Raw genomic sequence first — 12357 nt, 5'->3', positions numbered from 1 at the left:
ATTACTAAGGCACCCGTTACACGCATGCGGCAGAACGGGAACGCGATAGGTCTAGCGTTCTAAGGCAGTCATTCGTTGTTTGATTGAATGGCGCTGCTGAAGCTCCTGTAAACGTGCTTTGCCGCGCTGTTTGTCGGCAGGGCTCATGGCGCGGGAGAGCTCGATCAGGAGATCGGTCGAGAGTTTGTAACCACCCTGCAGTGAGATTTTGAACCACGCCCAAGCCTCGGCATAATCCTGCTTGACGCCCTCGCCGTTTTTATACATCACGCCCAGCATGAACTGGCTTGTCGCAACACCCCTCACGGCATCTTCGTGCCAGATCTTATAGGCCTTGGCGTAGTCCTTTTTCCAGCCTGGTTCGGGGCCAAAAACGGTACCGCCATAGTAGTGTTTCATTGCCAGCAGATTGCGTGCTGGCTGATGGCCAGCATTGGAGGCGAGGCCCCACCAGTGGGCTGCCTTGCTGCTGTCCTGCGTCACACCATCACCGCTGTCATAGAGTTCACCAAGAATGGTCTGTGCGACGTGATCACCCGATTCAGACGCTTTCTGGCAGGGTGCTGCAGCGAGTTGCCACTCAGCGTTTTTATAATGTGTGTTACAGAGTTCGCTGTCACTGGCGAGCAGTGGAGCGGGGAGAAGCAGAATGAGTCCGATCAATTTATTAATGTTCATGGCTCGATAGTACTACCTGTATGGAGTGATACATAGTGTGGTCGAAATTCTAATTGGAATTGGACCAAGTGTCAGAGGGTGGCTATTACGATGGGCGTTGTTGAGCGGTAAGCTTTACTCGTGTGGGAGTGAAGGTTATATATGACGCTTATCTGCTAATGTTGGTCTAAAATCGAAACAGTGTCGTCCTCTCATCTAAATTCCCCCGCCGTTTTTCGTGCACCACTCTGGCGTCTCTACCTGTTTATTGTTTTGAGCTCAGTGATTTTTCTCGCTGCGGTGAGTTACTACAAGTGGCTCGATATAAAAAAAGAGACCCAGATTGAGACCACCTATCTGCACAAGCTGCTTGAGCAGTCATCCCAGGATCAGTTCCTGCAGAAGGCGGCGATGCTGAGAATCTTTGGTGATCGCCTAGTCGATATTGGAGTTTTTGATAATCGGGAAAAGGCTCAGCATTTGATGGATGAGCTGCTCAGCGAGAACCCGGTGTTCGTCGCCTATGGTCTGGCCAACCCGCAGGGTGAGTTGATTCTCACCTCGTCAAATCTTAGCCAAAAGCAGTTACCGAATCTGCTCCAGTTCGAAAAGTCTGCGGAGAGTTTTAGGGCGGCACTGAACAGCCGAGGTGTGACACTGGGTCGAACCTATCTCTTCAAACCGCTCAACGAATGGATCATTCCATTGCGCTATGCCGTGCGTGATCAGGCGGGTGAGGTGGTGGCGGTGATGACTACGGGTATCTCACTCGATGGTGAAAATAATCCGTGGAAAATTGATGGGCTTCCAGAGAGTGTCTACATAAACATTATCAAGGATGCCAACGCCGCAGGTGAATACTATCCGCAGTTTATCCATCCGCTGATCATGTATGGGCGTGACAAAGAGCAGACCTATGATGATCCCGCCAGTCAGGAGTTGGTAGAGCATGTTGTTGAACACATCGAAGCGGCAGCAGGTGTTGATCTGGATGCGTTTACACAGAGTGGCAAGGCGGTCTATTTCAATCTGAAGATGCCGGGTGTAGGGCAGGTCTATGGAACACAGGGTTACAACAGTGATCTGAAACTCTTCACAGCCGTCAGACGCAGTCTTTTATCGATGAGGGATGAGTTCGTAGCAGTATTTATCTGGTACTTCATCGTCTTTACGCTCTTTAATGTGATGCTGGTGGTGTTTCGCTATATCAACAATCTACAGCGCGAAGCTAAACAGCAGTTGGAGTTTCAGGCCAACCACGACCAGCTGACCGAGTTGCCCAATCGCTACTATCTGAAGAAAAAATTTCCCGAGTGGCGGAAACGGTGGGGTAACGCCTACGCGCGCTGACCGCCATGGATAGCGAAGCGAAGGCGGTTAGTCCGCGATAGTCGACGCCGTCTCGGGGCGCCGCAGGCATAAACGGTCGCGTGAAGTTTTTGCTGTTTGCTTGGGCTTGGATGCCCAAAACAAACTCTCGCAAAAATAGCGACTCCCCTACTGCTCTATCTCGATCTCGACAACTTCAAGCTGATCAATGACCATTATGGCCACAGCGTGGGTGACTGGGCGTTGGTGGAGCTGGCGAAGCGACTGAAAGAGTCGTGCAGCGAAGAGACGATGCTGGTCCGCCACGGTGGTGATGAGTTCATCATGCTGATGCCCTTCAGTGACAAATCAGTGCTGCAGCACGAGATTCAGCGCATCACCTATCGGCTCAAGGAGGTGATTCATGTCAACGCACTGGAGTTTGCGTTGAGTGGCAGTGTCGGAGTCGGAGTCGCCTGCCCGGAGGAGCATGAAAACTCGTTGGAGGGCGTGTTGATCAAGGCGGATCTGGCGATGTACGAGGCGAAGAAGGTGCGTAACAGCTACGTATTCTTCACCGAAGAGATGCAGCAGCTGAGCGATGAGCGGGCGGTGATTGAGGAGGCGTTGCATGGTGCGCTCAACAATCGGCAACTGTTCATGGTCTACCAGCCACAGATTGATGCTGAGAGCGGCTGTGTTGTGGGTGTGGAGGCACTGATTCGCTGGCAGCATCCGGTGCTCGGTTTCGTTCCTCCGGACAAGTTTATTGCCGTGGCAGAGGCGAGTGGCCAGATTAATCCAATTGGTGATTTTGTTATCGATACGGCCTTGAAAGAGATTGCAACAATTCAAGCGGGTTTTGATCCAATCCGTCTCTCGATCAACGTCTCCGTGCAGCAGTTAGTGAATGAGGGTTTCAGGGCTCGCCTGAAAGAGAAGGCGGCTGAGTACGATATTAATCCAACCAATCTGGTGATTGAAATTACCGAAAGTCTCTTTATTGAGGATTTTGAACAGATCGAGAGTCTGCTGGTATTGATCAGGAACGACGGCTTCGGTATCTCTCTCGATGACTTCGGTACCGGCTACTCCTCGTTGAGCGTTCTGCGCAGCCTGCCGATCAACGAGGTGAAGGTCGATCAGAGTTTTGTGCGCCATATACTGACCGACGAGCACGACCGTGCGCTGATCCAGAGTATTATCGGCATTGGGCAGAGCTTGAAAATACCAACCCTGGCGGAGGGCGTAGAGGAGCTGGAGCATGCCCGTTCACTGCGTGGTTTCGGTTGTAACCTCTTTCAGGGTTACTACTTTGCCAGGCCTATGGATATCGATGCGTTGAAAGAGTACTTAACGGCATTTAAAGCCTACGAGTTATAGGTCGCGGTATGAGAGATGAGTTGCTCACCATTCCCGGCATCGGTCCCAAATTGGCGACGATGTTAAATGAGGTCGGAGTGAGACGGATCGAGCAACTGCGTGGCGCCGATCCGGAGAAGCTCTACCATGAACTGATTCAGAGTCGGGGTATCGAGATCGATCGTTGCGTGCTCTACACATTTCGCTGTGCTGTCTATTACGCCAGTAACACGGTGCATGATCCGCAGAAGTTGAAGTGGTGGAGCTGGAAGGATGGCGACTTTTTGTAGTCTTTGGTTGGACTGTTGATACGCTTGAGCCGAACATATGGTCGTAATAATTACGGTGTTTTTGCGATGGTGAGAGTGTTGGTGCGTCAATGCTGACAAACAGAGAAAACCAGTGAGGTTGTCTTGTTAGTTGCTCTCCGCGGTGCTGTTCTCTAGATAGGCGCGCATTTCATCTGTTGGGAGTGGTCTGGAGTAGTAGTAACCCTGTATGTAATCGCAGCCCAACTCTCGTAGGAGTTCTAGCTGTGCTTCCTCCTCAACGCCCTCGGCAACCACGCGAAGCCGCATGCCTTTTGCGAGTCCCAGTACCGCGCTGACGATGCTTAGGTCGTTGTGGTCTTTGGTTATATCTAGCACGAAGCTTCTATCAACTTTCAGCTTGTCGACGGGAAACTGTTTCAGATAGTTGAGGGAGGAGTAGCCGGTACCAAAATCATCAATGGAGCAGCGAATACCCAGTCTCTTTAATTGGGAGAGCATCTCAATTGTGCGTTCAGGAACGCGCATGGAAGCGCTTTCGGTGATCTCTACATCGAGATATTTCGGGGCCAGGTCACAGTCTTTAAGTGCTTCCTCTATCTCTGTCATGATGCCTGCGTGTCGAAACTGAGCGGCAGAGAAGTTAACGGCAACGGGAACTTTGGGCAAACCGGAATCATGCCACTGTTTGAGCTGTTGGCATGCAGTGCGTAGTACCCAGTTTCCAATGGGTAACATGAGCATGGTTGACTCGGCGCGCGGTATAAATTCGGCAGGTGATATGGGTCCCTCTTCGGGGTGGTTCCACCGCAGAAGTGCCTCCATGCCAATTATGCGACCACTCGCAATCTCTACCTGGGGTTGATAGTGAAGTTCAAACTGATTGCGCTCCAGGGCGTGGCGCAGCTCGTTGTCGAGAAAGAGTTTTCGCTTAACCTCATGATGGAGCGCCTCATTGGCAAAGGTAATTGTGCCGCCGCCACTCTCCTTTGAGTGGTACATGGCGCGGTCAGCGTTCAGCATTAACTCTTCAAAATTGGTACCGTCACGCGGAAAGAGACTAATTCCAACGCTTACGCCAATCTCTATATGGTGTTGATCGAACACGATCGGTTTTGAAATGATATCGATAATCTTGTCTGCGACACTAACAGCTCCCTGCTCCGCATCGCCCGATGTCATCAGCAGTGTGAATTCATCGCCGCCCAGTCTTGCGAGTACATCGGAGTCACGTACGCAACTCTGCATACGGGATACGGCCTCTTTGAGTACCTCATCGCCAATATCGTGGCCATAACAGTCGTTGACGGCCTTGAATCGATCCAGGTCGATGAACAGAACAGCCAGCTGATGGTCGCCTCTGCTTGCGGCTTGAATCTCCTGTTTGAGTCGTTCAGAAAACTGTAGGCGATTAGGTACGGCTGTTAGAAGGTCGAAATAGGCAAGTCTCTCAAGATGGAGCTCTTTCTCCTTGAGTTCACTGATGTCTGTGAAGATGCCTACAAAGTGACGAACGTGACCGATACGGTCTTTAATCGCTCTGATGCTCAACCACTTGGGGAAGATCTCGCCGTTCTTGCGCTTATCCCATATCTCTCCGCTCCAGCAACCAGTTTCAGAAATTGTGCGCCACATCTCGTTGTAGAAGTCAGCATCATGGACGCCGGATTTCATCTGCCCGGGACTATTTCCGATGATCTCAGATCGTGAATAACCCGTGATGTTGCAATAGGCTTCGTTAACCATTTCAACGCGATTTTTTGCGTCGCTGATGATCACGCACTCGGATGCATTCTCAAAGATGGTGGCGAAGAGCTTAAGTCGGGGAGTCGCTATTTTTGCGGAAGCTTGTTTTGGGTCGTCGTTCGCTCGCGCTCTCAACTACGAATAGGCAGACGGCGTCGACTATCGCGGACTAACCGCCTTCGCTTCGCTATCCATGGCGGTCAGCGTCGGTCATCTGCCTTTTGACGCTCGGTAATGTCTTGCACAGTACCGATCATTTGCAGAGGAGTGCCGTTGTTATCAAATAAAACTTCTGCTTGTTCGTGCACAACCTTTATGGATCCATTGTGAAGCCGTATCTGATGGTCTATGTCGTAGTCTCTGCTCCTGTAGAGTGCGGCGTCTACGGCCTGCTTAACCCTCTCCCTGTCGTCTTCGTGGACCATGTCGAGGAAAGCACCATAGTTGGCATCAAACTGCTGTGGGGCCAGGCCAAAAATTCGGTAAATCTCATCGCTCCACTTGAGAGTGTCAGCTTCAATATTCCACTCCCAGCTACCCATTTTTCCAATCCTCTGGGCGCTGGCCAGATGCTGCTGGCTCTCACGGATGTCTCTCTCCATTCTGTGTTTTTGCAGGGCGAAATGGATCGTCAGATGTAGCTCGCGTTCATTAAATGGTTTGAGGATGTAGGCAAATGGAGAGGTGATCTTGGCACGCTGAAGAAAGTTTTCGTCAGTATGTGCGGTCAGGTAAAGCAGGGGAATATCAAGGTCTTGGTGGATCTGACGTGCCGCTTCGATACCATCAATCTCTCCACCAAGAACAATATCCATGAGTATGAGGTCGGGGTGGAGCTCTGAGACGTTTTTAACAGCCTCTTCACCCGAAGAGAAACACCCGGCAATACGGTAGCCGGAGTTGCTCAGGTAGAGCTCAAGATACTCGGTAAGATCGGGGTCGTCCTCGACAAGAAGGATGGCAGGAGCTTTATGCGGCATAGGGATTAACTAATTGTTATTTTTGTTTGAAGCCTACTTGATTCATCTGTTTTGGTCTGTAGGTTTTGGTCCTACAAGCAGCTCTGCTGCCGAGATGGTGGCCATGTGATGCTCTGTTTAAGGCGGCTAGCATTAACGAGGGGAGCGGTCACGATTATTAAAAAAAGACGCTTTGTGGTTATTAATCTTGGGTTGTTGTTCTATACTCGATAGCTGACAACTATCGTGAGGTCGGCCGTTCGGCTGAAGTAGTGGTGCTGGCAAGGGGCGCCAGTTGATATCAAACGAGAGGCTGAGCAACCTGCTTGGTCGAAACTCGCATCGGTTCGTCTACTATTTCACTCAGGTTGTATTTCGTGAATTAGGAGTGTGCGATGAAAATCTGGAGTCTCTCGTCTGCGGTCCCCCTATTACTCTGCACTGCGCTATCTGCCACGCTGCCAGCACAGGCTCAACAGTTTGAGGTCAAGTTGAACTGCCCGGTGGAAAGATCGAAGAGTGTGACGGTGCCGCACATATATAAAGAGGTAGTGGCGTATTCTGGCGAAGGCTGTATCTGTTCCTCCGATCCAGGCATTGTACAGCTCGAACTGACAACAGCGCTGGAGGATACGATCGCTGAGACACGTGGTGTGCTTGATGCCAAGCGCGTGACCAGTGATGTGCTCAGACGGATAGGGCTGGGCGATCGCAGTGTGTTATTGGTTCCGAAGAAGCAGGGAGCATCGAAAAAAGAGGTGCTCTACTGCCTGGAACGGAGTCAGATAGCCGCCTATATCGAATCGGTCTTCAACCCTTAGTAGTGAGTGTTTGACGCCGTGGTTCAGCTTCGAAATGCTGCTGCAAACATGCTTATTTTATTGATGGCATGGTGTGGTGGTGTTGCGGCAGCGGCAGAGCCGCTACTTGCACCTCCGACCCCCTTTGCTGTGGAGATCGAGATTAAGCGGGGTGAGCTGCCACCCCTGCCAACCCCCTTTCCTGTGACGATGACGCTAATTCGTGCTGTGTTACCCACGGCCCCAGCTCCATTTCCGGTTACGTTAAAGTTAAAGCGTGCTCCGCTGCCAAAGTCTCCAGAGCCATTCCCAGTCACTGTGACGATTACTGCGGCGAAGTTGCCGAAACCCTTCGAGGTTTCGATTACGCTCAAGCGAACAGAAGAGGGTGGTGGGATCTCGTCATTGATTGGGACCTGGCAGTGCAGCGGTTCGGGTTCTCCTCTGGTTCTCAAGATCCCCTCGATGAAGAAGTCGGCAAAGCTCACGGCCAACTATCGCCACGCACATGGTGGTAGGCCCGCCAGCGAGGAGCTGTTGATCGAATCGCTCTCCGAGACGAGCGCCAAGGGGAGTTACACCTATCGAGATTCCAACCCCAGGATTGGACCCACAGGTGCTCGGGGTGTCTGGACCGGCAGCTGGAGTATCTCGGTGAGTGGTGATGCGGTGCTGTTAACTCGGTCGGATGATGCCAGTGGTTGGTCGGGCAGCTATAAATGCACTCGATAGCGAAAACCTGGCTCTAACGAATTGATTCCGTTTGACTTATTGACTTAATGTTGGCGGCTCGTTGAGCTGCACGTATTTGTCTGCATCGATCTCTCTCTCCATTGACGACACTGAGCGCCGATCTATACTTTTTTGACATACGCTGACCGCCATGGATACGGGGCGCCGCAGGCATAAACGGTCGCGTGAAGTTTTTGCTGTTTGCTTGGGCTTGGATGCCCAAAACAAACTCTCGCAAAAATAGCGACTCCCCTAAATGGTTGGCCATTTTTGGAGGCAGAGATGAATATCAAGCAGCTGATCACGCAGTGGGACTCAATGCCAAAAATGGATGCTGAGGGTGTTGAGGTCTGTTTTAAAATCTCCCGACAGAATATGGCGAGCATCGAGGCAATCTCAGAGCTCTATCCGGGGCTCTCCACCGAGACGGTGATCTCCCAACTACTCGCCACCGCGCTCTCCTCCTATCAGGAGGCGTTGCCCTATGTGCCGGGTGAGAAGGTGGTTGCCGAAGACGAGCTGGGTGATCCGATCTTTGAGGATGTTGGTCTGACGCCAAGATATCTGGAGCTGGTGAGAAAACATGCGCAGCTCTAGGTAGAGAGTTGGTGGCTCGCCACCGCACCATTTCACGACCTCCATGAGCTGAACCGAATCGGATTTCGTTTACCTGTTTTGTTAGCGTGCCGAGGGGTGTGGGTAAGGTGCGGGAGTTTAGTCCTGATCAGCGATGGTCTGGTTTCTGCCCTGCTGTTTGGCGTGATAGAGATTAATGTCGACGCGATGCAGTATCTGCTCGATATCGTCACCTTCTCGGTATTGTGTGATACCGACACTGAGGGTGACGTGTTCGATCCCATCGAAGCTATGGTCAGCGATTAATGTACGGATCTTTTCGGCGACGATACGCCCCTCATCAACTCCTTGATGGGGAAGAATGACCATGAACTCCTCACCGCCCCAGCGGGCAAAGGTATCGTTACTGCGCAGCAGGCGAGTGACGATCTCGGTTGTCTGGATCAACACACGGTCTCCTGCAGGGTGACCATAGTCGTCATTAATTCTCTTGAAGTGATCGAGGTCGAACATCAGTAGTGAGAAGGGGGTGTTGTAGCGTTCGGCCAGGGTGATCGCATTGCTCAGTGAATGGTTGAACTGCACCCGGTTAAAGATCTGGGTCAGCGGATCGGTGATCGAAAGGCGGGTAACCTCATCGATCTTCTCCGAGAGTTTCCTGTTGGTGGCCACAAGGTTGCTCAGTAGCGGTGAGAGGGTGAGGCGTAGTGTGATGATAAAGATCACGACTACCAGCACGGCACTGATGATGGCACCGAAGAGCGTATGGTTACGCTTCTCAATATAGGGGGTGAGGTCCTGCACAAAGAGCATCGCAGCCTTTGGACTGCCCTCAATCGTCGGCATATGCGAGGTGTGCAGCAGATGGGTCTGGGTGCCGTGAGTAATCACGTTGGCGTCCTGGTTGATATCAAAACCTTTCTGCAGTGCGTCTAACCCTTTACGAATGTCACTGCTGCTGGACCAGAGGATGTAATCACCCAGCCTAACTGTGTCATCAATGGGCGCGTCGTACGCCTCTAGTGCTTTGTGGCCGATCAGGATCAGGCTCTCGATGCCGAGCATGTGGCGTAGCGCGTTGGTCACGAATTTCATCGACAGGCCGAGCTCTACAGCGCCGAGATAGTTGCCATCGACCATGATTGGCTGCATGACCCGATAGAAGAGGCCGTGGCGACCCATCTCCACGGCGCTGATCGGCTGGTGGTTGGCGTGGATCGTTTGCAGCATCGGACGCAGCGCGGCGATGTCATCGCCATACCGTCTGGGCAGATGCACGCGCAGCAGCGAAGTGCCATCGGCACGATGAAAGTGGAGGCGGGCAACATTCGGATTTTCAGCACGCAGCAGTCGCCAGACCGGATCGGCCAGGTCGAGTAGCGCTGCTCTATCCTGGCGTGCGAATACATCGACTAGCCCGGGTGTGATCAAGAGCTGGCGTAACTCATGCTGGTAACGCTGGTCGATCATCATCTTAAAGTAGTGGGTGTGTTGCTGGTGTAGTTGCTCCCTTTCGGTGGCGACTATCTGTTCGATGTGTTCGGATGTGGTGACGTAGACGAAGTAGCTGTATCCCGCAGTGAGTAGCGTGATCAGGGGGATGACAATGGCCAGGGCCTTCTGCTGCAGATTCATCGTTACTCGTGTCGTCTGGACGGTGCAGGGGCGTCCATCATAGACCATAGGAGATGATTTAAAACAACCACTGCTGCTACGAGTGGTAAACGCATGGGCACGAGGATGAAATTGTCATGCTATGGCAGTATTTCGAGCGGAATTCTATGTAGATAGCCTCCACACGAGAGGCAGCAACCAGGCTATGGCAACCGTAATCAGCAGCGTGCCGATCAAATTGAGCCAGATGCCGGCACGTGCCATCTGCGGCAGCGTCACCTTGCGGCTGCTGAAGACGATAGCGTTGGGTGGGGTGGCGACCGGCAGCATGAAGGCGAAGGAGGCGGCCAGCGCGGTGGCGGCCATCAACGTCATCGCCGGGATACCGGAGGCGACGGCAAAACCACCCAGCACCGGTAGCAGCAGTGAGGCGGTGGCAGTGTTGGAGGAGACCTCGGTGAGGAAGACCACCATCAGCACCAGCAGGCCGATCATCACCGGCAGCGGCATCCCGGCCAGTCCGACCATCTGCTCACCGAGCCAGGTGGAGAGGCCGCTGTCGGCCACACCACCGGCCAGTGCCAGACCACCGCCGAAGAGGATGAGAATGTCCCACGGCACCTTTGCCGTACTCTGCCAGTCGAGCAGCCGCTCACCTGGTTTGCGGCCCGAGGGGGTGATGAAGAGTAGCAGTGCGCCGGCGATGGCGATGGTCGAGTCGGTGATGCCCTTCAGCATGGGGATATCGACAAAGCCGCGACCTATCCAGCCAGTCACCACCAACAGGAAGATGAACAGTACTCGCTTCTCCTGTGAACTCATCGGTCCCAACCTGTGCAGCTCATCGCTGAAGAGTGAGTGGTTAGAGAGTTGTGTGCCGTTGTTCAGGCGATAGGCGAAGCGGCTCAGGTAGAGCCAGGTGATCACCAGCATTGCCAGTGAGAGCGGCAGGGCGAACACCATCCACTCCATGAAGCCGATCTGCACGCCATAGCTGCTCTCCATGATGCCGGCCAGAATCGCATTGGGCGGTGTGCCAATCAGGGTGGCGATGCCACCGATCGAGGCGGCATAGGCGATGCCGAGCATCAACGCGGTACCCAGCCCGTTCTCGAGCTTGCTGCCATTCTCGCTCAGGCGAGTCAGCACCGCTGTGCCGATGGTCACCATCATCAGGGTGGAGGCGGTATTGCTGATCCATGATGAGAGGAAGGCGGTAACAAACATGAAACCGAATAGCAGCCGGTCGGGACGGGTGCCGACCAGTCGCAATACCAACAGTGCGATACGGCGGTGGAGCTGCCAACGCTCAATCGCAATGGCGATCAGAAAACCGCCGAGGAAGAGGAAGATGATGTGGTGGGCGTAGGCCCGGGTCACCTGGGTGGCCGGTGTGATATCGAGCAGCGGGAAGAGCACGATCGGTAGTAGTGCCGTGACCGGCAGCGGCAGCGCCTCGCTTACCCACCAGACCGCCATCAGCGCCACCACGGCCGCAGTCTGCATCGCGGCAGGCGGCATCCCCTCGGGTGTGGGGATCAGCAGCAGGATGAGAAAGAGAGCTGGACCGAGCAAGAGGCCGATCTGTTGTCGTGAGCTGTACATGGTTTAATCGATTGCTGTTGAGAACGGTATCGTAACGTAGGTGCGTTTCATTTGGGTTCCTGCCAGTCAAGCCTTCCTACGACGATAGATCGCGTGGGTCGCTACTCGTCGTAGGGTTCGACCTTCTCGGCATAGATGGTGTAACCCGCCTCGGCAATATCGCTCTCGACATGGTCGATGATGATCGTGCCGGTTACCCAGACGGTATCGAACATCTTGCGAACCGCTGCGCCCTCCTTGGTGGTGGTGACGTAGACGGTCTGGTTGCTCGGCGGCGGTGGCACATGGATGCAGGCGCCGTGGTAGGGGACGAGAAGAAACTCCGTTACCTTCGTCCCGCTCCTCTCCAGTGGAACGACAAAGCCCGATATTTTGATCATCTTGCCGTTGAGCTCCTGGTTGGCCGGCTGTATGGGACGGGAGAGGCGTTCGCGAGCTTCAATAATCAGTGGGTCATCATCACCGATCTCGCCGATCCTGTAGCGTTCGACCAGCTCCGGCTTGGGGAGCCAGCCGGGTGGCAGCAGATCGTCCCAGTCCAGGGTTTTGATGCCGTTCTCTTCGGTAGTCGTCTGCGCGACCTTGATCATCGGAGAGGGGGTGTCTGGCTGTTTCTCCGCCGGCTGTTCGGAAACAAAGACCTTGCCGCGGTCGGAGAGGGGATCGCGTTCGCAGCCGAGCAGGAGCAGGGGGAGCAGAAGTAGTAGGTAGTGTCTGTTCATAATGGTG

At 53.5% G+C, this 12357-nt stretch carries 12 protein-coding genes; 6 read left to right on the top strand and 6 right to left on the bottom strand.

What is annotated here, in order from left to right; translation table 11 throughout:
- Positions 1-51 precede the first annotated feature (51 nt).
- Positions 52-678 carry a tetratricopeptide repeat protein gene (locus BOW52_RS05670; RefSeq protein ID WP_078483123.1) on the bottom strand — a complete coding sequence of 209 codons (627 nt, stop codon included), beginning with the start codon at positions 676-678 and terminating at the stop codon, positions 52-54.
- Between the two features lie 252 nt (positions 679-930).
- On the opposite strand from BOW52_RS05670, the gene BOW52_RS05665 reads away from it, so the two are divergent.
- The 3 genes from BOW52_RS05665 (at position 931) to BOW52_RS05655 (ending at position 3617) form a co-directional block, all read left to right on the top strand.
- Positions 931-2007: a PDC sensor domain-containing protein gene (locus BOW52_RS05665; protein WP_135622082.1), complete on the top strand. Its 1077-nt coding sequence runs from the start codon at positions 931-933 to the stop codon at positions 2005-2007.
- A gap of 96 nt (positions 2008-2103) precedes the next feature.
- Positions 2104-3348 (top strand): putative bifunctional diguanylate cyclase/phosphodiesterase, encoded by a 1245-nt coding sequence (locus tag BOW52_RS05660; protein WP_078483121.1) that lies wholly within the window; start codon positions 2104-2106, stop codon positions 3346-3348.
- Positions 3349-3356: 8 nt separating this feature from the next.
- Positions 3357-3617 (top strand): helix-hairpin-helix domain-containing protein, encoded by a 261-nt coding sequence (locus BOW52_RS05655; RefSeq protein WP_078483120.1) that lies wholly within the window; start codon positions 3357-3359, stop codon positions 3615-3617.
- A gap of 126 nt (positions 3618-3743) precedes the next feature.
- On the opposite strand, the gene BOW52_RS05650 is transcribed toward BOW52_RS05655, so the two are convergent.
- Positions 3744-5477, bottom strand: coding sequence for a putative bifunctional diguanylate cyclase/phosphodiesterase (locus BOW52_RS05650; protein ID WP_078483119.1), 1734 nt, complete (start codon positions 5475-5477; stop codon positions 3744-3746).
- Between the two features lie 65 nt (positions 5478-5542).
- Entirely contained in the window at positions 5543-6322 is a 780-nt protein-coding gene (locus BOW52_RS05645) for a response regulator (RefSeq protein WP_078483118.1), read from the bottom strand.
- 374 nt (positions 6323-6696) lie between these two features.
- Here BOW52_RS05645 and BOW52_RS05640 point away from each other — a divergent pair, with 374 nt between their 5' ends.
- The 3 genes from BOW52_RS05640 (at position 6697) to BOW52_RS05630 (ending at position 8430) form a co-directional block, all read left to right on the top strand.
- Positions 6697-7122 carry a hypothetical protein gene (locus BOW52_RS05640; protein WP_078483117.1) on the top strand — a complete coding sequence of 142 codons (426 nt, stop codon included), beginning with the start codon at positions 6697-6699 and terminating at the stop codon, positions 7120-7122.
- A 48-nt stretch (positions 7123-7170) separates the two neighbouring features.
- Positions 7171-7833, top strand: a complete 663-nt coding sequence (locus tag BOW52_RS05635) for a hypothetical protein (protein WP_135622080.1) — start codon at positions 7171-7173, stop codon at positions 7831-7833.
- 282 nt (positions 7834-8115) lie between these two features.
- Complete coding sequence (locus tag BOW52_RS05630; protein ID WP_135622078.1) at positions 8116-8430, top strand: type 1 pili tip component; 315 nt, start codon at positions 8116-8118, stop codon at positions 8428-8430.
- Positions 8431-8547: 117 nt separating this feature from the next.
- Here BOW52_RS05630 and BOW52_RS05625 read toward each other — a convergent pair whose 3' ends face one another.
- The 3 genes from BOW52_RS05625 to BOW52_RS05615 form a co-directional block, all read right to left on the bottom strand.
- The gene (locus tag BOW52_RS05625) at positions 8548-10092 is read right to left on the bottom strand and encodes a GGDEF domain-containing protein (protein ID WP_078483114.1); all 1545 of its coding nucleotides are present in this window, start codon (positions 10090-10092) and stop codon (positions 8548-8550) included.
- A 96-nt stretch (positions 10093-10188) separates the two neighbouring features.
- Positions 10189-11628: an SLC13 family permease gene (locus BOW52_RS05620; protein WP_078483113.1), complete on the bottom strand. Its 1440-nt coding sequence runs from the start codon at positions 11626-11628 to the stop codon at positions 10189-10191.
- A gap of 101 nt (positions 11629-11729) precedes the next feature.
- On the bottom strand, positions 11730-12350 hold the full coding sequence (locus BOW52_RS05615) for a DUF3299 domain-containing protein (protein ID WP_078483112.1): 621 nt from the start codon (positions 12348-12350) through the stop codon (positions 11730-11732).
- Positions 12351-12357 lie beyond the last annotated feature (7 nt).

The organism is Solemya pervernicosa gill symbiont (genome assembly GCF_002020875.1).
Taxonomy (GTDB): domain Bacteria; phylum Pseudomonadota; class Gammaproteobacteria.
The sequence above is the reverse complement of the archived record's forward strand: the minus strand, read 5'-3'. Positions and strand labels throughout refer to the sequence as shown.